This window comes from Pseudobdellovibrio sp. HCB154, from assembly GCF_046267985.1.
Classification (GTDB): Bacteria; Bdellovibrionota; Bdellovibrionia; order Bdellovibrionales; family Bdellovibrionaceae; genus Pseudobdellovibrio.
Genome location: NZ_CP176530.1, coordinates 27,635 through 47,224, shown reverse-complemented (window position 1 = coordinate 47,224; position 19,590 = coordinate 27,635). Strand labels below are relative to the sequence as shown.

Here is a 19,590-nt window from a genome sequence, read left to right as displayed (position 1 = left end):
ATGGTCACGTCGTATGAAAAAGGTTTTACAGAGTGTCTTATTGATTCAAGTATTTTTAATTTTTGGTGGATGCCAGAAAGAACAACCGGCTAAGGTTGAAACAACGCCAATTGCATCCGCAACGGCGCAAAAAGTTACAAGCTCTGTCTCGAGTACGGCAAATGCTACGTCTGCAGCAGCGCCCGTAGCTCATCCCAAAGCCACAGCGACGGAAAAAGACTGGTTGGCTAAACTTGTAAAGCTAACTAATCAAGTTGAATACCGCCAAAGAAATCAAAATATCTGGAATCAAGCTGAAGGCGAATTATCGTTTATGAAATACGATGCTTTGCAAACAAAAAATTCAGCCACAGCAGAAGTCGTTTATCAAAGTGGTTCAACCTTAGATGTCAGAGAAAATACTTTGATCATTTTTGATGAAGACCCTGGAAAGAAAAAGAAAGCCGAAGACCGTGTGATTATTAAATCCGGCCAACTCACAGGGCGCACTAAAACTGAATTGTGGATTTTTACTGATGCCGGTCTTGTGCAAATCAAAGCTAAAAAAGGCCAAACAAATGTTACGAAAGTTGCTGAAGCTAAGGTTGTCGTAAAAAACGATCGCGCTGTAAATATCAAAGTTAAAACTGGTACAGCCGAAGTGATTTATAAAAAAGATAACGAATATACTCGCTTGGCCGTTGCTGAAAACGCTGATGTTTCTATTAAACCAAGCACTGAGCTAACTTCAGGTGTTCAAGTTAATGCCGACAAAGTCAGTGAGTTAGTTACGGCACAAACAAAGGTGGCGGCTGTGGCTCAGGCTGAGTTAACCGTTGATTTTCCGGCTGACAATGCGCTGGTGCAAGACTCTGAAATTGAAATACGTGGTCGCCTTACGGGTGCCGGCGCAAAGTTGCTGATCAACGGGCAACTTGCTGAAGTTTCTGACGCCTCAACGTTCTCAAAAAAAATCAACCTTCAGCCAGGAACAAATCTTATTGTTTTTCAACTCGTGCGCAGCGATGCCACTGTTAAATTTCTCAGAAGAAGCGTGAGATACCAAGCCAAATGATGACAATTAGATCAAAGCTTATGTTTGTGTTTTCTTCGTTTGCGGTTGTTGCGGTGCTGGCGGGAAGTGGATTTGTTTTACAAAAAGCCATCGCCGAAAAAAGCAGTTACGTGAATGAATTAAACTCGCTACTTGTTCCACAGCTACGTTCTGAAGTAGATCAGCGCCTACGCTCACTGGCTATTTTACTAAATCAGTATTCAGCAGCTCCCAGCAAAACAAAGTTTTCTAAATCTCAACTTGAAACCTTAATCTCCAGCATTAAGTCATCAGCACCTTACGTTGATGCTCTTGTGTTAACAAACACGGCCAATGGTAATTTAGCGATACAAATTAATACCTCTGACGATGTGGGCACCAGAACCGAGAATTTAATTAAGGATTTACAGTTTAAAAATAAACTTGATGTAACTGCTAATAAATTTCAAATCTCAAAAGATGCTTTTGCTTTGTATCGTGCGCCGGGTGGTCATCTTGTTGGCTTAGTTTTCAATACCAAAGAATTTTTAGCTCTTACAGAATACAGCCGCGGCAAAGATTCATATATTGTTAATAGCAACAATGAGGTTTTGTTTTCAAATGTTTTACATGGCAGCGCAGCTAATTTTTTTCCAAGCCTAAATTTAGTGGGCACCGGGGCAACTATTGTTGGAACAGATGTGCCTTGGGCTAACGGTAAAACTCGCTCTGCTTTTTTTACTCGCTCTGAAATGATTACCAACGCCTCGGTGTTAATGGTCGAAGATAAAGTCAGCTGGCTTACAATTGCAACGCCGTTATTAAATTCAACGATTTCTGTGTTGTTCATTCTTATCATTGCCGCCTTTGCAGCAGCACTTTGGCTAGCCAAATCGTTAGCGGCTCCCATTGAAACATTAACCGAACAAGCTGCAAAGGTCGGTTTAGGGGATTGGAAAGCGATTTTTCTAAAAGCAAGTACCGTTGAAATAGCTAAATTAACTTCGGCTTTTAATGCCATGATTGAAAATCTACAGCGACGTGAAAGAGATTTAACCCTGGCCAATCAGAAAATCGTACGCACAGAAAGTTTAGCTGCTGTGGGACGTATTGGTGCCGGTGTAGCTCATGAAGTGAAGAATCCTCTGGCTTCTATTTTAAGTTATGCACAACTTTTAGAAATGCAGATCAATGCCGCTCAAAAAGTCGAACCACCTTCTGCTGGCCCAGAGAAAATTGAAAAAATTAAAAACTACAACTCGATGATTTTGGATGATACTCGTCGGGCTACTCGAATCATTAATGATCTACTGACTTTTGCCAGACAAAAAGAAATTCAAACAGAAAGTGTGCGAGTTGAAGAATACGTCTCAAGTTTAAAAGAAAAGTTATCTCCGCTTTGTCAGCAAAATGGCATTCAGTTTTCAACTGTCGTTGATGTAAGCTCAGCCGATGCTCAAATTTCAGTTGATCGAGAACAAATTTATCAAGTGATTTATAACTTAGTACAAAATGCTACGCATGCTTTAGCAGAAATAGATTCACCCAATAAAAAGATTGAATTATCAGCTAAAGTTCAAGATAGTTCAGTTTGTTTAGCTATTGAAGATAATGGCAGTGGCATTAAACCAGAAAATCTAGAAAAGATTTTTGAACCGTTTTTTTCAACTAAAAAAATGGGACAGGGATCTGGCTTAGGTTTGGCCATTAGTTATGGCATCATGCAAATGCACGGCGGGCAAATTCAAGTTAAATCGTCTATAAACGTCGGCACAACATTTACTCTGGTTTTTCCGAAGGAAAAGTAAACTTCTTAACAAATTTGTCTCATCCAGGAACGAAACAGACTCAACTGTGAAGAATTCTATAAACCTATTCAAGTGCTATCTTGATCTTTGAATTTTCGCCGATAAAGTTGTCATGCCAACAGTACGTCCATTCACACAAAATCATGAAGTTTTAGAGTTTTTGGAAATTTTTCTCGATGAAATTCACAACATCAATGTTGAGTTTTCAAAAGCAGAGAAAAGTAAAAATATTTCGTCGCTACAAAATATCAGTCGGGTCATTCACTCGATTAAAGGCAGCGCCGGAGTTGGCGAATTAAATTTCGCACCTGTTCTTTGTCACAACATAGAAGAAGCCTTACTTAAAATCAAAGAAAACGGATTTACCCCAGAGCAGAGTGAACTGACTTCTAATTTGTTTGCGTTACTTGAAGACTATTTCAATGCTAAGAAAAAAGAGCCCGAATGCGAAGATGATGCATTCGCCGTGCGTATGTATAGCCTATTGGGCAAGGTAGACACAAAAAAGGCCGGGCAATCTTTGGCTGGTCTACGTGGCCTTATCGTTGATGACTCTAATATCGTTATCAAAAAAATCGCGACTGCGCTTAGCGAAGAAGGCGTTTTTTGTTCGCGAGCAAGTAATGGACTTGAGGCCCTAAACCGACTCACAGATGAATATTTTGATTTCGTTGTTGCTGGACATAGTTTAAAGAAAATTAATGGCTTTGAACTCATTGAAATGCTGAATATTTCAAAGGGCAAAAACCCACACTTAAAAACTTGTCTCATTTCGTCTGCAGAAAACTTAACTCCTTTGAAGAAAACGGCTAATTTAGTTCTACAGAAGAACGCATTTCTCATTCAAAATTTGAATGCATTTTTGCACAAAGAATTTAAAGGACTTCTGAACAAACAACCGACGAAAAGCTTTAAGAAAATCTTGTTGGTTGACGATGACCCGGTTATTCGCATACTTCTGCATGCAGTTTTTAAGACAGAATCTGATTTGCAGGTAGAGATTGTAGCGAGCGGGGCCGAAGCTTTAAATAAGGTGCAAAAATTTACGCCCGATGTAATTGTTTTAGACTGTATAATGCCGGAGTTCTCGGGCGAAGAAACTTTCAAGGCTTTGAAACTGTTAACGCAGCTAAAAGAAACACGCTTTTTCTTTTTAACAGGAAAAACACGTCCTGCAGAATTGGCTGAACTGCAATCTTTAGGAGTAGATGGAATTATTGTTAAGCCATTTATGCCAGATCGCTTGGTGCACACGCTGAAAGAAAAATACAGCAAAGCAGCTAATGGTGAGGTTGGTTAACTAAAAAGGCGGTACGTATTGAGCCACCGCAAGAAATTGATTTCATTCCGCGCTCTCTCGCTGCGCCTTCGCGCGCTATGATTCCATAGTATTTTTTATCTGAAGAAATCCACGGATAAAAACCAAAAACCCCCGGACTTGAATACGCCTCAACCACGCCTTTCTTATTTTTTTCAATCCAATAATGATTGGCATACCACCACGGTAAATGATCCGCCACCGGCGATTCGGCTACATCTTTAAAGCCGCACGAGATATTGGCGCAGACGCCGTTCTCAGACTGCAATGTTTTTCCAAGAAAGTATTTATCGTTTATTAGGTTTCGCAAAAATACCGCGTAAGTAGCGGCATTTGTTTGAACTCCGCCGGCTAACTGCGGAAAGAAATAAGAAATGTTTTCTAATTTAAGAGAGCTTTTCATAGCTTGCGCCAAGGTTGCATTATTTTTTTCAGCCAAACCCATTTCTTCTTTAACCGCTAAAGCCTGGGCGTGCGCACCGTTATAGTAAAATTTTCCTTTATTCTCAGAAACTAGAGTTGCATTGCTTCCATGACCGAAAAGCTTTCGCATTTTTAATTCGGCTAAAAAACACTCTTTCACGGTTTTTATTTTGTCGCGCAAACAAGAAACATTAGACATATTAGTGTAGCCCGAGCGCATTTGTAGAAATTCTTTTTGTTCATCAGTCAAATGGCCTTTTAACGTCTCAAATACGTAAGCACCAAACAACCATTTTGAAGCTGATGCGATTTTCATCGTCGTAACGGCACTATATGTTTTACCTTCAGCGCCAGAAATGACTTTTCCTTTGCTGTCACCAATTTCCCAGTAAAAATCGCCTAGCTTTTTACAGTCTTTATTTGCAACAATCGCATCTTGAATCGCCTTTTGCAAATCGGTTGCAAAAAGCGATATTGAAAATAAGCTAACTAAAACAAAGATCTTAACTGAAGTGTGCATGCATCTATCTCAGCAACTTCAGAAAACCCTGTCAAACCGGCCTGGTCTTTTTAGAAGTGGTATTTAAATCCAATCCCTGCGTTGAACTCTAGCTCAGTTTCTGGAACCACAGCGATAATCGGAACGATTTGAATATGAAAACTAAAACCTTTTGTTTCTGCGGGACGCCAATCTAAACCCACTGGCACACGCACACCAAATCCAACTTCACCATCTTCATCACCATAATAACCATTGTCATGATGATAATGATCATCATTGGTAATTACGATAATTCCACCCACACCATAAAATAAACCCACGTCACCAAAATTTGGGCTTCTCAGCGGAGCATGAGTTTCAATCAAATAATCACCATATATATGTGTGGCATGGTTATAAGAAAACGAAACCCCGGCTTCGATTGCCGATGGACCGCCCAGCCCATGGGTAAAGTGAATATATGTAGGGCCACCTAAAGTTAAACCCACAGCATTTTGTGCTAAGGCCTTGGGAAGGCAAAGTAGAGTTACTGCCAAAGACATTACAACATATAGAAAACGTAACATAGCTGAAAACCTCCGTATTGTTTTCATAAATAAAAAACATTGAACTGTTATTAATCTTAATGAGTTTCTAGGCTGAATAAAAATTCTTACCTAAAGATTCTTAATTTAAGAAGAAGTTTTAAAATAATGTGCAGCAGTTCGACAAATTTGCCCCAAAAGTCCAGGAAGCAATAAGGCCTATCTTATGCATTATAGATTATATCTATTTTATTTCTTTTGTCATAGATTTTACAGATTTGTACTGGCAGTATTAACTTAATATTATTTATCTGGTTTTTAAATTAACCATAACAACACACAAGGGAGGCCCACGTGGCAGCAACATTAATTAATACAAAGGTAACTGACTTTAAAGTTCAGGCTTATCACAACAACAGCTTCAAAACTGTATCTAGCGCAGACCTTAACGGTAAATGGTCAGTTTTCTTTTTCTACCCAGCAGACTTTACATTTGTTTGCCCTACAGAATTAGGTGACATGGCTGATAAATACGCTGAATTCCAAAAACTTGGCGTTGAAGTTTACGGTGTTTCTACTGACACTCACTTCACACACAAAGCTTGGCACGACACTTCTGAAACTATCAAAAAAATCAAATACCCAATGTTAGCAGACCCAACTGGTCACTTATCTCGCGCATTCGGTGTTTACATCGAAGAAGCTGGTATGGCTTACCGTGGTACTTTCTTAGTAAATCCAGAAGGTCACATTAAATTAGCTGAAGTGAACGACAACGGTATCGGTCGTAACGCTGATGAATTACTTCGTAAAGTTCAAGCAGCACAATTCGTAGCAGCTCACCCGAACGAAGTTTGCCCTGCGAAATGGACTCCAGGCGCAAAAACTTTAAAACCAGGTTTAGACTTAGTTGGTAAAATCTAGTTTTTACTTATTCCTCTTACGGGGCTTAGGCTTTAGTTTAAGCCCCATTTTTTTCAAGGAGGTCTCTCATGTTAGATGCCGATTTAAAAGAACAACTTAAAAGTGTATTTGCAAATTTAGAAAATCAAATTGATCTGGTTTACCAACCAAGTACACATACAAACCAAAATGAACTTGTTGAAATGTTAACTGGAGTGGCTGAAACAAGCCCAAAAATTTCTGCGAAATTTGATCCAGCATCTGCTGCAGTCAACGCACCTCCACGCTTTACGATTCATAAAAACGGAAAGTCGACTGGCGTATTCTTTACAGGAATTCCTGGTGGACATGAATTTACATCTTTAATTTTAGGAATTTTAAACGCTGACGGAAAAGGAAAACTTCCGGATGCGATGATTTTACAACGTATTAAATCTTTACGCGGACCTATTCGCGTAAAAACTTATATGTCGTTGGATTGTGAAAACTGTCCGGTGGTGGTGCAAGCGTTAAACTTAATGGCGCTTAACCATGATGACTTTCATCACGAAACAATTGATGGCGCTTACGCGCAAGAAGAAATTTCGGCTTTAGGTATTCAAGGTGTTCCAAGTGTTGTGGTCGACGGAAAAATGATTCATTCTGGTCGCGCTAACTTCGCTGAAATCATGAAAACTATCGAAGAACATTTTGGTATTGATGATTCAAAAGCAAAATTATCGGGTGCTGACGCAAATCTTGGTGATTACGATGTCGTGGTGATCGGCGGTGGCCCTGCGGGCGCGTCGGCCGCTATTTACAGTGTGCGTAAAGGTTTAAAAACAGCCTTAATCGCAGAACGCTTCGGTGGACAAGTTCAAGATACTAAAGGTATCGAAAACTTAATCTCTGTGGTTTACACAGAGGGCCCACAATTAGCAGCGCAGTTAAACCAACACGTTTTAAGTTATCCGGTAAAATTATTAGAACACCGTAGAGTTTCAAGAATCGATAAAGATGAAAACATTATTCATCTTGAAAGCGGCGAATTTTTAAAAGCCGGTTCGATCATTATTACGACTGGCGCTAAATGGCGTGAATTAAATATTCCGGGTGAAAAAGAATATTTAGGCCGTGGCGTTGCGTTCTGCCCGCACTGTGATGGTCCTTTTTATAAAGGTAAGAAAATCGCAGTGATCGGTGGTGGTAATTCAGGCGTTGAAGCCGCCATCGACTTAGCAGGCATCGTGAGCGAAGTCGTGTTGTTTGAATATAATGACACGCTTAAAGCCGATGCTGTGTTAGTTGAAAAACTAAAATCATTACCGAATGCAAAAATTATTACTTCGGCTAAAACCACACAAGTTGTGGGCAATGGCCAGCAGGTAACTGCGTTAGAATACTTAGACCGCAACACAAATACGACTGAAACAGAAACGTTAGAGGGCGTGTTCGTGCAAATCGGTTTATTACCTAATAGCCAATTTGCTAAAGATGTTGTTGAGACTAACAAGTTCGGTGAAATTGTAGTAGATAACAAAGGGCGTACTTCGGCTAAAAACATTTACGCTGCCGGTGATGTAACAACAACACCTTTTAAGCAGATCGTAATTGCCATGGGCGAAGGCGCAAAAGCAGCACTTACGGCGTTTGAAGATCGCATGTACGCGCAAGCTCCCCATAACTAATTAGTCATCGAGGTTTTTATCTATCACGGCGAACGCTTTAACAGTATTTCTCATCTTGTTGGTTTGTTATTTGCGGTCGCCGGGGCTTCAGTTTTAATTACTTTAGCTACAGTTCAAGGTGATCTTTTAAAGATTGTCGGCACCAGTATTTACGGAGCTATGTTAATTCTGTTGTACGGAATTTCGACTTTGTATCACAGCATTCCGGGCGCAAGACCCAAAGCCATCTTACAAAAGCTTGATCACATCTCAATCTACTTATTTATCGCAGGCTCTTATACCCCATTTACTTTAGTGACTTTAAAAGGAAATGTCGGGTGGTGGATCTTTGGAATTATCTGGAGTTTAGCGGCTATCGGTATTGCCTGTGAATTTACTCTGGCAAAAATAACGAGAATTCCGTCGTTATTGATTTATCTATTTATGGGATGGCTGATTGTTTTTGCCATTAAAGATTTGATGTTAGCCCTGGCTTTTCCAGGTGTCGTGCTTTTAGCGGTTGGCGGTATCTTTTATACCGTAGGCGTTTTCTTTTTTGTCTTAGATGAAAAATTCAAACACTTCCACGGCATCTGGCATTTATTCGTGATGGGTGGAAGTATTTTTCAATATTTCAGTATTGCTCTTTATTTACTTTGAGACTTCTTCTAAAAAGTTTTTCGCCGCCACGAAAGAACGTTTATCGGCTAATTCATTGTAAGCGGCCCCTTTAGAAATATCATTACCTGCTTCTTTATGGGTAAATGAATGAACTGCATTCGCATAGGCCGTTAATTGGTAATCAACTTTGGCATCGTTCATTTCTTTTTGAAATTGTTCCACTTCATCAGGCGGAACATTTGGATCAATCGCCCCGTGAAGCACCAAAACTTTGGCTTTAATTTTTTTCGCATCTTCAGGATTGTCTGAGCTTAAGCCACCGTGAAAGCTGACAACACCTTTTAGTGGTAAACCCATACGAGCTCCTTCAAGAGCCGCTGTGCCACCAAAGCAATAACCTGTGGCAGAAATTTTATCACTTACTACATATTTAGATTTAGCTAACTCATCGTAAGCGGCCTTTACACGTGAACGCATAAGACTGCGGTCACCTTTGTATTTACCAGCTTGAGCACCAGCTTCTTTGTTATCTTTCGGACGAACGCCTTTACCATAAACATCGGCTACAAAAGCCACGTAACCCATTTCAGCTAATTGTTCGGCGCGCATTTGTACGTAGGGGCCAACGCCTTTCCAATCGTGAAATACGACAACACCTGGGCCCTTTTTATTTTTAAGTTTTGCAGAATCTACAACTAATAGACCTTCAAGAGTTGTTTCTCCGTCTTTATACTCAACTTTTTCCACAGACACTTTGGCCAAAGATGATAATGAAAATAAAAGTGTGACCACTAGATATAGGTGCTTCATAAATTTCCTCCGAAATTTATTTTGCACTTAATTTTCCACAGGAGGGAAGTGATGAAATCGCAATGACGCTGTTTGTGTATTATTCGACGACGATATCTTTACTTGGTGGATGATCGTCCATTGTTTGGCTTGTGTATTGGTATGTGATTTTGCCGCCGGCCTGAATCGCTAAGATCCCACCAAGCTGCCAAACATTTCCTGAACCCGTTTTTTTCATCGTGTGAAAAATCGCCTGCGTGATAAATTCAGGGCGGGTATGCATATTTCCTGGATCAATCCAAAAACCGCGTTTAAACCCAGCTGCATCAAATGATTTTAAAGAAGGATCTGTAAAAATTTTTGCTTCTTGTAGATTAAACTGTTCTTGAAAACCACGCATAAAATGAGGAGTGCCATTGCCAATGAAATAAATTTTCACGCCTTTACTTTCAAGGCTTTCTTTGTTTTCTAAAATTTGACGAACATGCGCACGACAAGCGGCACAGGCGAAATGGCGCAAAAAAACTAAAAGCACAGTGTCTTTTTTCCACAAATCACCAAGTAATGTGATCTGTTCATTTTCATCCATCACATAGCATTTTGCTAAGGATGAAACCTCCGCTCTTATCTTTGTATCACCAACGATCTGCAGATTTCTGTTTTTATTAAGCTCTTTAAGCTTTTGCTCGGCCGTATTCATCTCTAAAAAGGTTAGCAAACACCTCAGAAAAACCCAAGCCTGCTTGGCCGTAAGTCTAGAACACGGATGGGTCGCGTTTATATAAACCAACATCGATATAAAATAGAAAGCAGGAGCATCTAAAAAATGAAAAAAATCTTCGTTCTTTTTATTTCAATTTTGTTTCTGCAAAACTGTGCCACCTCATCACAAAAATCTGAACAAGAACGAATGACCTCGTCGGAAGAGATGAGCGAGTACCAACAAAAAACAGAAATCGTTGAATTAAACCCAGAAGTCTTCATGGATGTGGAGAATAAATCTAAACTTCGTGAAATGTTTAATAAAATCGGTTCTATTAAAAATAATCTGATTGATCGTACAGGTCGGGCTATTGAGCATGTGACAGTTGGAGTTTCTGCTGACGCCTTTGTCGGTGTAGGCGTAAGCAAAATGCTTGAGTTTGCGGTCCACGAAAAAAGCATCGGTGTGTTTTGCGCTCCAGGAGTTTCCGCACGCACGGATGTAGGTGTGGGAGTTGATTTATCTGTTGGAAAAACTTTGGCGTGTCAGTCGAACGAACATTATAGTGGTGGGTTTTTAGGGGCCTTTGCAGGGCTGAGTGCTGAAGCAGCGGGGCTACCTGCCGGAGCCAGCGCAAGCTATAACATCGGCTTAAATTACCCTAAGTTTAAAGACGGGCTTAACGACGCTATCGAGTCTAATAAATTATCTGCAGCTAAACTTTCGCGCGAATTAGGTTATTTGGCAGAACACGCCGACACGGCGGGAATGCTCTTTTTATACAGCATCGCTCACCAAGTCTTAGCTAAACGTAGCAGCTCATCACAAAGATTATCTGATCGACTCAATGAACTTATCGCGCGACTTGCGCACTCTAATCATTCTTTATCAAAAGAGTTTCTCGCGTATTTAAACTCGCAAGCGCTCAGTGATTTTTTAGATAACAATAATTTTTATCAATTACGAACTCTCACAAATATTCTGCGAAACTCATTAACGGGTTGTGATTCGGTCGGTGGGGCCCTTGGATTATCTCTCTCGGTATCGCCAGCCTCAGTCGGTATTAAGTATTCTGATTTTAAATTATTGACTGAATTTGATCTCGAAGAAATGAAAGATCTTGATATTATAAGCCCTGATATTTTTGAAAACCCTTATGATTATTCGATTTCACACTTAAGAAAAGCCGCAAGTCTTGCGACGAAATTACTGAGCATTCCTTTTCAACTATCTGGCAACAAGTGTTCGGTATTTCAGGTTATCAAATTATAAAATTAATTCTGCGCTCAAAATAAAAAACCCAAGGTTTTTATACCTTGGGTTTTTAAATTCGTATTTGAATTTGGATCTATAGACGCTGATGCAGTCTTAGACTACATCATGCCGCCCATGCCACCCATACCGTGGTGATCGCCACCTGGCATAGCTGGAGCTTCTTTTTTCGGAGCTTCAGCGATCATTGTTTCAGTCGTTAACATTAACGAAGAAACTGATGCTGCGTTTGTTAATGCGCAACGAACAACTTTTACTGGATCCATAACACCGTCTTTTAATAAATCAGTGTATTCATCAGAGTAAGCGTTGTAACCGTAGCTTGCTGATTTATCTTGTAAGATGTTGTTTACAACGATAGCGCCATCAAGACCTGCGTTTGTAGCGATTTGACGGATAGGCTCTTCGCAAGCACGTTTGATGATGTTTGCGCCGAATTTTTCTTCGTCGTTAAATTTGCCTTTAGAGATTTGTTGAGAAGCGCGTAATAAAGCAGTACCACCACCAGCTACGATACCTTCTTCAACAGCTGCGCGAGTTGCATTTAATGCATCTTCAACACGGGCTTTTTTCTCTTTCATTTCAACTTCAGAAGGAGCACCAACGTGGATAACAGCAACACCACCAGCTAATTTAGCTAAGCGCTCTTTAAGTTTTTCTTTATCGTAGTCAGAAGTTGTTTCTTCAACTTGAGCTTTGATTTGGTTAACACGAGCCGTGATATCGGCTTTTTTACCGTTACCATCGATGATTGTTGTGTTGTCTTTATCTACAACAACGCGTTTTGCGATACCTAAGTGAGTCGCATTAGCTTGCTCAAGTTTCATTCCTAAGTCTTCAGAGATAACTTGTGCGTTTGTTAAGATAGCGATGTCTTCTAACATAGCTTTACGACGGTCACCAAAGCCTGGAGCTTTAACAGCACATACGTGTAAAGTGCCACGTAATTTATTAACTACTAAAGTAGCTAATGCTTCACCATCAACATCTTCAGCGATGATTAATAATGGACGGCCTTGTTTAGCAACAGCTTCAAGAACGCCTAACATATCTTTCATAGAAGAGATTTTTTTATCGTAAACTAAGATGTATGCGTTTTCTAAAACAGTTTCCATTTTTTCTGCGTTAGTTACGAAGTATGGAGATAAGTAACCACGGTCAAATTGCATACCTTCAACAACTGTAACTTCTGTTTTAGCAGTTTTTGAATCTTCGATAGTGATAACACCTTCACGACCAACTTTTTCCATAGCGTTAGCTAACATTGTGCCGATTTCTTTATCGTTGTTAGCAGAGATCGCACCAACTTGTGCAACTTCGTTTGAACCTTTAACTGGTTTAGCCATGTTTTTTAATTCGTCGATAATGATCGCAACAGCTTTGTCGATACCACGTTTGATAGACATTGGGTTGTGACCAGCAGAAACTAATTTAGCACCTTCACGGTAAATAGCTTGTGCTAATACAGTTGCAGTTGTTGTACCGTCACCGGCTTCGTCATTAGTTTTAGAAGCAACTTCTTTAACCATTTGCGCGCCCATGTTTTCGAATTTGTTTTCTAATTCGATTTCTTTAGCAACAGTAACACCGTCTTTTGTGATTAATGGAGAACCAAAAGATTTGTCGATAACTACGTTACGACCTTTAGGTCCAAGAGTAACTTTAACAGCGTTAGCTAAAGTATTAACACCTTTTAAGATGTGTGTTCTAGCGTCTTCAGAGAATACTAAAATTTTGCTCATGTTTTTTTCCTTCGTTATTAATTAATAAAATTTATTGTACTGGGTACGTGGTGTGCTTACTGCACAACGCCTAATACGTCTTCTTCGCGCATCATTAAGAATTCAGCGCCATCTAATTTGATTTCTGTGCCAGCGTATTTAGAGAATAAGATTTTATCGCCAACTTTTACTTCTAAAGGTAAAACTTTACCTTCTTCAGTGATACGGCCTTTACCAGCAGCTACGATTTCACCACGTTGAGGTTTTTCTTTTGCTGAATCTGGAATAAATAATCCACCCGCAGTTTTTTCATCTTCTGCAGTTCTTTTTACTAAAATTCTGTCATGTAATGGACGTACGCCTAATTCTTTAGCCATTGAAATGTCTCCCTTAAAATAGTTACTTTTGTCATTGATGACGAAGGTAATATGAGTACCTTTTTAAAGTCGTCAAGTCACGGCAAAGCTCTTTTTTCAGAGTGCAGACGTAGTCAATGCCAGAGGGGAAATTCGCCTGATTTTCACACCTTGCCGCTGCCTAAATTCTTGGCTTTTTATAGTCAACTGCGCATTAGGAGCATTATAACGATTACACACTAGCCCTAGGGGTAGGCCAACTAAGGTCCAAAAAAATGTCGGAACCTGCAAAAAAATTGAAACAATAATAACCCAGTGATCGAATGAAATTGTCTGATGCTTAGTAAGGCGGTTAGCAACACGCTGATCACCCCGGAAAGCCCATGGATAGGGCATTCTAAAGAGTAACAGATACCTTAAACCCACAAGAGCACGGAGGCGAATGTGAGTCGAGTTTTAGAAGTATTTTCTCAAGCAGCCAATATTGATAAAGACACTATCGAAACAGAGCTTTTCGCGGCTATTAGAGCGCTAGAAGTAGATCCCAACACGATGACTGTTGATGAGCTTCGCCAAGCCTTGTTGATCTATTTAGATGAAGTGTTTTACGGAACTTCTCCAGAACGCGTTCAGTAGTTTTTAAATAATATTTCAAAAACAAAAAGGGTCGACCATTGCGGATCGACCCTTTCTTTTTATCTTAACAATTTTATTTAAAAATTTATTTTTTCACTTCAGGATTTAACAAATTCTTTTTGATATCTGTTAATGCTGTTTGTGTACGTTTATATTTTGTTGGATGCGCTTCAGTAATTTTTAAGGCGCTATCAATTAATATAATCGCTTCGTCTTTTTTGCCTAACTCTTTTAAGATTTTAACCTTCGCTAAACTTAATTGTGGTTCGTTACCTTCTTTAAACTCCAGAGCTAAATTCGCTTGCGCTAAAGCTTCGTCATGGCGTTTTTGTTTTGTTAAAAAGCTCGCGTAACGTTGATAGTAAACGTAAGTTTTCGGGTAGGCTTTGATTAATTGTTTTAAAAGTGGTTCTGATTTTTCAGGAACACCAGCTTGTCCGTAATACCAAATTGCTGAAATCATTTGGCCTGGAAGCTTCGTTGAAAGTTTAACTTTATCAACTGCAGAAGCTAATTCGCCCTGAATTTTTTTAGCGTTTTCTTTGTCGTCAGTTAGTTTATATAAACGAGCTGTCATATCTAAAACTTCGGCTTTTTCAAAGTTTTCATTGTCGCCTAAAGTTGATTTGGCAAATAAACCTTTTAAATCTTTGCTGTTTTTAATTTCTGCTAATTGAAATTGTAAAGCTTTGATCGCATCTGTTTCAATCGGACGTTCTTGTTCTTTTAGCTGCTCTAAGTAGTCGAGCTTCCAGCGCGTTTGATCTAAAACCGAAGACGAAAGCGTAAAACCTTTTTCTAAAGCTTGTTGGTAAGCCTTTTTAGATTCAGCTGTTTCGCCCATTTCATCAGATGCATAGCTGATTTCAGAGGCTAATTTATAATTTAATTCTTTAGCGCCTTTTGAAAAAGAAAACCATTTTGCAGCATCTTTCCAAATCATTTTACTATAAGAATTGTAACCTAAAGTTGTCGCGGCCTTTTCATCACCAGCTTCAGCTTTCGCTACTAATTGGTTGATTGATTGTGTTTCTTTAAGGGCTGCTTGTAATTCAGGAGCAAAAGATTTTGCCGGTTGATAGTCTAACCAACGTTTAATTTCTTCACCTTGTTCGTTCACTAAAATTACCGTGGGAATGGCTTTAACGCCGTATTGATCAGAAATTTTTTCGTTCTCAACAAGATCGATATTAATTTCTTCAAAGTTTACTTTTTTAAGTAAAGCCTTTACCGGTGGTTTATTCATTGTCTCTGACTTAAGACGAATACAAGCCGGGCACCAAGGCGCAGAAAATTTTAGTAATGTGATTTTATCATATTTTTTAGCTGGAGCATCTGAGGCTACGGCACGCTCGTAAGGAGCAGCATCTGTGGCTGCGCGCTTTGCGGTCAACTCAACAACTTGATCGTGTGGTTCACAAACAGTCTTTGCATCGTCGCAAACATAGTAGTTTAATTTAGCTTTTTTAGTATTTTCTAAAACTTTGAATGTAAATTTTTGTTCCGTTTTAATTAACGGTTTGTGTTTAGCCTCTAAATCATCAAACACAACGCTTGCCGGAGCTTTGTCGTTAAAATGAAAACCTTTTTTAACAGTTAAAACAATTTCTTTGTTTTCGACAGCTGCAGTTACGGCACCTTTGGTTTTTTGTTCTGCAAAAGCATGCGTTGAAAAAATAAGACCTAATACAACGAAAAGCTTAGTCATAGCCATTCTCCTATTCGTGGAGTTTCACTGTACAAAAACTAAGCCGCTCATTCAACTGAATGCAGTTGGTCTAGTCTAAAAAGAAAGGGCCGACACTTTGCGGTGTCAGCCCTTGGTGGTTCTATAGTTATTTAAAAACTATTAAGCGCGTTCTACTGCGATTTGGATTGGAGCTTCCATTCCTTCGCTGTATTTGATTGTCGCTTTGTGAGTGCCTAATACTTTGATTGGCTCTTCTAAAACGATATCTTTTCTATCTACAGAAAAACCTAATTTATCTAGGCCTTTAGAGATATCAGTAGTTGTTACAGTACCGAAAAGTTTATCGTTTTCACCAGCGTTTAATTTAAAAGTAACAGTTGTACCTTTAATTTTCGCTAAGAACGCTTGGCGTTCAGCATTTGCTTTTTTCTTTTTAGATTCAGCAACGCGTTTTAAGTGATTATATTCATTAACACGAGTTTCAGTAGCTTCAACAGCTAAGTTACGTGGGAATAATAAGTTACGTGCAAAACCTGCAGAAACATTCACTAGATCGCCAACTTTTCCTAAGTCTTTAACGTCTTTTTGTAAAATTACTTTCATTGTCTTAATCCTTTATTTACGCCTTTTAATCGGCTTAACTCACTTTAACTTTTTTTCTCATGTGACGGCGAAAATCCACCCAATAATCTGCAAATCCTAAGACTGTAATTACAGGTAGTGCCCACGTGATGATTAAAAGATAAAGTAACAGTTTTGTTATTCTGCCAACTCTAAAAATTCGCATAGCAAACTCAAAAACTGAAATCCCTTGAAAGAAAAAGCTAATGATACTTACAACCGCTAAATTAATGGCGATCACTTGAAGGAAATGAAATGGCGTTTCTACTACTGAGAATAAAAAAGAGAATAACGAAACCCAAATAAACATATCGGGTAGTCGGAATTCCAACCATTTAAGTCCTGAAGCAAGTCTTTCACGTTTGATTTGAAAGGCCTGGAAAATTTGAGCTTCGAATACAAGTGAAACAGCTAATGCGCTGATCAATGCAGAAGCCAGTAATCCCGGCATAAACATCATAACGGCTTTTGTTTCGAAATTTTCTTCGGGTAAAACCTGTTTTAATGAAACCATGAGCGGATCAATAACCTGTTTGAATAACTCGTGATCTACTGACCACTTCGTAATCGCTAGGAAGCTGATAGCTCCAAACGCTACACCGGCAAGAACCGATAAGGCGCCTGATTTTTTCCACGTGATGCCCTTCTTTTCCAATTCACTGTAAAGGCCTAAAGTCATCCAAATTGTCCCTACATAAATTGCGACCAGGTTCATCTTTAGAAAAAATAATGAAGACACGAAAACAATGCCAACCAACCAAAAAATTTTGGATTTAGTTGCTGCTAACACACGAATAAACGGAGCGCTCATCACAGAAAAAATAATGCTCATAGCTGCAGAAACTGCAGCTAATAAGAAGTATTTTTTATTGTTAGAGGCTTGTTGTGGCAGCATTTATCACCTATTGGCCTTCGGCCAAATGTTACTACTCTTCGTCTTGTCTTTCCATGCGAGCTTGTTGAGCCGCTTGACGACGAAGTTGTGCTTTTGCTTCACGTTCTTTTTCTTTAGCAGCTGACTCAGCTAAGCCTTTTTTGAAAGCTTCTAAGTGTTTTGCTGGAGAAGTACGTTCATCTAAGCGAGTGTGCATGAAGCGTAAAACTTTATCGTTGATACGCATTGTACGCTCAAGCTCTTGAACCGCTTGTGGGTTAGATTCGAAAACTGAGTGAAAGAACACAGCTTTACGAATTTTGCCAATCGGAGTTGATAAAGTTCTTTTGCCCCAAGTTTCTACTGAGTGCACAGATCCTTTAAAACCAGTGATTGTTGCTTTGTTTTTTGTGAAAAGAGCTTTTTGCTCTTCTAAGTTCGCGTCTGGGTGCATAAGGATAACAACCTCATACGGACGCTTTAAGTTTTGGTCCATGAATATTCCTCTCGGTTAAAGCCCCAACCCCCAATGGGTGGAGCAAGGATGACTTTTAATGTTCTAGTGGTTTAGCACCCTCCCAAGACGTAGACAAGGCCTGATCATAGGCCTATGATATTTTCTGCGAAAGCTTGAGGAAAACCATGAAGTTGGCTCTGCAGGTTCTTGATGGAACCCAAAAAGGAAAGATACTTACCATGCGTGAAAACTTTGTTTTCTCGTCAGGTTATTTCGGCGACCCCGAAATGGCGACGGTGCACGCTGAAATCTATCTTGATCCAAATTTCTTGTGGAAAATCAGAGCCTTAGAGGGCAACAAGATTCGCGCTGGTTCATCTGAAGGGGTGTCGCTTAGCTTAATTAGTGGGCTAATATTTCACATGGGTCAGACCGGTTTTAAGGTAATCGAAAAGCCTAAACCTAGTTATGACAACTGGGAAGACGAGCTTGTCGACTTCTTAGAGTCAGACACTTGGGAGCCTGTTTTAACTGAGTTTTTCTTCTATCTTTACCCGGTGCGTTTGACCTTTTTACAAGGTCCGCAGACCGATGAGTTCTATACCCTAAGTTACGGGCCTCGGGCCATGGGGTTTAACAGCCTAGATCTAAACATCAAAGATCCTACTCAACCCGGACAAATCGCCAAATTTTTCCAAGTCGGCGAAACGGCCTACATCGAAACTCTGTGCGGTGATAAGATTCTTATCAATGGCCAACCTTTTACCCAACATCCCATTGAAAGTGGTGATCAGTTGTCTTTTGGCGCCAATTTAGTGGAGCTTTCGATTTTAAAATGAGTGCACAATTTGTTGAGAAAAAAACTGGGTATTACACCGCTATGGACGGAACTCCGATTTATTACGAAGTTCACGGAAAAGGCGAACCTATTGTTTTTATCTACGGTATCGCCTGCTTAATGAATCACTGGCATCCGCAAGTTGAGTTTTTTTCCAAAACGCATCAAGTGATTTTATTTGATATTCGCGGTCACCACAAAAGTGTTCCGGTAAAAAATTTAGAGAACATGACTTTTGAACATTTGGCTTTTGATTTAAAAGGTTTGTTAAATCATTTAGGCCACAAATCAGCGCATGTTGTTGGTCACAGCTTTGGTGTGCCTTACCAATTAAAAACATTTGAACAGTTTCCAGAAATTTTTAAATCACTCACGTTGATCAATGGTTTTGCCCGTAATCCGTTAAAAAAACTTTTTGGCTTAGAATTTGTTGAACCACTTTTTCAATTTATTAAAGCCCAACACGCTAAAGCACCCGATCTGTGGAATTCTCTGTGGAGAGCGATGGTTGATAATCCTGTGGCGTTTCAAGTGGCCGCATTATCGGGTGGATTTAATATTAAACTTACGCAATTTAAAGATATTGAAATGTACGGTCGGGGCGTTTCGCGCTTAGAACTACCGTTATTTTTTAGATTGTTTGAACAACTCTTAAATTTTGATGCGACAAATGTTTTATCTTCGATTGATAAGCCAACGTTAATCATTGCCGGTGATCGTGATTTTTTAACTCCGCCAAGCTATCAAAAAGAGTTGGTCGAACAAATTCACGGATCCGAGTATGTGTTGGTTCCTTACGGATCGCACTGCTGCCAATTAGATTTTCCAGAGTTTATGAATCTAAAGCTTCGCGATTTTTTAAGTCGCCATCATTAA

The 19,590-nt window shown here is 39.5% G+C and carries 20 protein-coding genes; 10 read left to right on the top strand and 10 right to left on the bottom strand.

Going from position 1 to position 19,590, the window contains the following annotated elements:
- The first annotated feature begins 13 nt into the window (after positions 1–13).
- The 3 genes from ACKWCF_RS00235 (at position 14) to ACKWCF_RS00225 (ending at position 4,120) form a co-directional block, all read left to right on the top strand.
- Positions 14–1,054 carry a hypothetical protein gene (locus ACKWCF_RS00235; RefSeq protein ID WP_409478682.1) on the top strand — a complete coding sequence of 347 codons (1,041 nt, stop codon included), beginning with the start codon at positions 14–16 and terminating at the stop codon, positions 1,052–1,054.
- The gene (locus ACKWCF_RS00230) at positions 1,051–2,820 is read left to right on the top strand and encodes a sensor histidine kinase (protein WP_409478681.1); all 1,770 of its coding nucleotides are present in this window, start codon (positions 1,051–1,053) and stop codon (positions 2,818–2,820) included. Before ACKWCF_RS00235 ends, ACKWCF_RS00230 begins: the two co-directional genes overlap by 4 nt.
- 112 nt (positions 2,821–2,932) lie before the next feature.
- Positions 2,933–4,120 carry a response regulator gene (locus ACKWCF_RS00225; protein ID WP_409478680.1) on the top strand — a complete coding sequence of 396 codons (1,188 nt, stop codon included), beginning with the start codon at positions 2,933–2,935 and terminating at the stop codon, positions 4,118–4,120.
- On the opposite strand, the gene ACKWCF_RS00220 is transcribed toward ACKWCF_RS00225, so the two are convergent.
- Together ACKWCF_RS00220 and ACKWCF_RS00215 are read right to left on the bottom strand one after the other, a co-directional pair.
- On the bottom strand, positions 4,101–5,081 hold the full coding sequence (locus ACKWCF_RS00220; protein ID WP_409478679.1) for a hypothetical protein: 981 nt from the start codon (positions 5,079–5,081) through the stop codon (positions 4,101–4,103). The two genes, ACKWCF_RS00225 and ACKWCF_RS00220, sit on opposite strands and share 20 nt — an antisense overlap.
- Before the next feature lie 50 nt (positions 5,082–5,131).
- Positions 5,132–5,629 (bottom strand): hypothetical protein, encoded by a 498-nt coding sequence (locus ACKWCF_RS00215; protein ID WP_409478678.1) that lies wholly within the window; start codon positions 5,627–5,629, stop codon positions 5,132–5,134.
- Positions 5,630–5,941: 312 nt separating this feature from the next.
- Here ACKWCF_RS00215 and ahpC point away from each other — a divergent pair, with 312 nt between their 5' ends.
- The 3 genes from ahpC (at position 5,942) to trhA (ending at position 8,796) form a co-directional block, all read left to right on the top strand.
- A complete protein-coding gene (gene ahpC / locus ACKWCF_RS00210) occupies positions 5,942–6,511 on the top strand; it encodes an alkyl hydroperoxide reductase subunit C (protein ID WP_409478677.1) in 570 nt (189 codons plus the stop codon).
- 68 nt (positions 6,512–6,579) lie between these two features.
- Complete coding sequence (gene ahpF / locus ACKWCF_RS00205) at positions 6,580–8,157, top strand: alkyl hydroperoxide reductase subunit F (RefSeq protein ID WP_409478676.1); 1,578 nt, start codon at positions 6,580–6,582, stop codon at positions 8,155–8,157.
- 18 nt (positions 8,158–8,175) lie between these two features.
- Positions 8,176–8,796 (top strand): PAQR family membrane homeostasis protein TrhA, encoded by a 621-nt coding sequence (gene trhA, locus ACKWCF_RS00200; protein ID WP_409480271.1) that lies wholly within the window; start codon positions 8,176–8,178, stop codon positions 8,794–8,796.
- Here trhA and ACKWCF_RS00195 read toward each other — a convergent pair.
- Both ACKWCF_RS00195 and ACKWCF_RS00190 read right to left on the bottom strand, forming a co-directional pair.
- Positions 8,788–9,567, bottom strand: coding sequence for a dienelactone hydrolase family protein (locus tag ACKWCF_RS00195; protein WP_409478675.1), 780 nt, complete (start codon positions 9,565–9,567; stop codon positions 8,788–8,790). The two genes, trhA and ACKWCF_RS00195, sit on opposite strands and share 9 nt — an antisense overlap.
- 79 nt (positions 9,568–9,646) lie before the next feature.
- Positions 9,647–10,246 (bottom strand): AhpC/TSA family protein, encoded by a 600-nt coding sequence (locus ACKWCF_RS00190; protein WP_409478674.1) that lies wholly within the window; start codon positions 10,244–10,246, stop codon positions 9,647–9,649.
- A gap of 126 nt (positions 10,247–10,372) precedes the next feature.
- Here ACKWCF_RS00190 and ACKWCF_RS00185 point away from each other — a divergent pair, with 126 nt between their 5' ends.
- Entirely contained in the window at positions 10,373–11,521 is a 1,149-nt protein-coding gene (locus ACKWCF_RS00185; protein WP_409478673.1) for a hypothetical protein, read from the top strand.
- Between the two features lie 101 nt (positions 11,522–11,622).
- Here the strand turns inward: ACKWCF_RS00185 and groL are convergent, their stop codons facing one another.
- A complete protein-coding gene (gene groL / locus ACKWCF_RS00180; protein ID WP_409478672.1) occupies positions 11,623–13,263 on the bottom strand; it encodes a chaperonin GroEL in 1,641 nt (546 codons plus the stop codon).
- Positions 13,264–13,319: 56 nt separating this feature from the next.
- Positions 13,320–13,619 (bottom strand): co-chaperone GroES, encoded by a 300-nt coding sequence (gene groES / locus ACKWCF_RS00175; RefSeq protein WP_409478671.1) that lies wholly within the window; start codon positions 13,617–13,619, stop codon positions 13,320–13,322.
- A gap of 423 nt (positions 13,620–14,042) precedes the next feature.
- Between groES and ACKWCF_RS00170 the strand changes: the two genes are divergently transcribed.
- On the top strand, positions 14,043–14,234 hold the full coding sequence (locus tag ACKWCF_RS00170) for a hypothetical protein (RefSeq protein ID WP_409478670.1): 192 nt from the start codon (positions 14,043–14,045) through the stop codon (positions 14,232–14,234).
- Between the two features lie 85 nt (positions 14,235–14,319).
- Here the strand turns inward: ACKWCF_RS00170 and ACKWCF_RS00165 are convergent, their stop codons facing one another.
- The 4 genes from ACKWCF_RS00165 to rpsF all read right to left on the bottom strand — a co-directional run bounded on the left by ACKWCF_RS00165 (position 14,320) and on the right by rpsF (position 17,915).
- Entirely contained in the window at positions 14,320–15,942 is a 1,623-nt protein-coding gene (locus ACKWCF_RS00165) for a thioredoxin fold domain-containing protein (protein ID WP_409478669.1), read from the bottom strand.
- 141 nt (positions 15,943–16,083) lie between these two features.
- Positions 16,084–16,527 carry a 50S ribosomal protein L9 gene (rplI, locus tag ACKWCF_RS00160; protein ID WP_409478668.1) on the bottom strand — a complete coding sequence of 148 codons (444 nt, stop codon included), beginning with the start codon at positions 16,525–16,527 and terminating at the stop codon, positions 16,084–16,086.
- Between the two features lie 34 nt (positions 16,528–16,561).
- The gene (locus tag ACKWCF_RS00155) at positions 16,562–17,440 is read right to left on the bottom strand and encodes a DUF2232 domain-containing protein (protein WP_409478667.1); all 879 of its coding nucleotides are present in this window, start codon (positions 17,438–17,440) and stop codon (positions 16,562–16,564) included.
- A gap of 31 nt (positions 17,441–17,471) precedes the next feature.
- Positions 17,472–17,915 carry a 30S ribosomal protein S6 gene (rpsF, locus tag ACKWCF_RS00150; protein ID WP_409478666.1) on the bottom strand — a complete coding sequence of 148 codons (444 nt, stop codon included), beginning with the start codon at positions 17,913–17,915 and terminating at the stop codon, positions 17,472–17,474.
- Positions 17,916–18,061: 146 nt separating this feature from the next.
- Here rpsF and ACKWCF_RS00145 point away from each other — a divergent pair, with 146 nt between their 5' ends.
- Positions 18,062–18,715 carry a hypothetical protein gene (locus ACKWCF_RS00145; protein ID WP_409478665.1) on the top strand — a complete coding sequence of 218 codons (654 nt, stop codon included), beginning with the start codon at positions 18,062–18,064 and terminating at the stop codon, positions 18,713–18,715.
- Complete coding sequence (locus tag ACKWCF_RS00140; RefSeq protein ID WP_409478664.1) at positions 18,712–19,590, top strand: alpha/beta fold hydrolase; 879 nt, start codon at positions 18,712–18,714, stop codon at positions 19,588–19,590. Before ACKWCF_RS00145 ends, ACKWCF_RS00140 begins: the two co-directional genes overlap by 4 nt.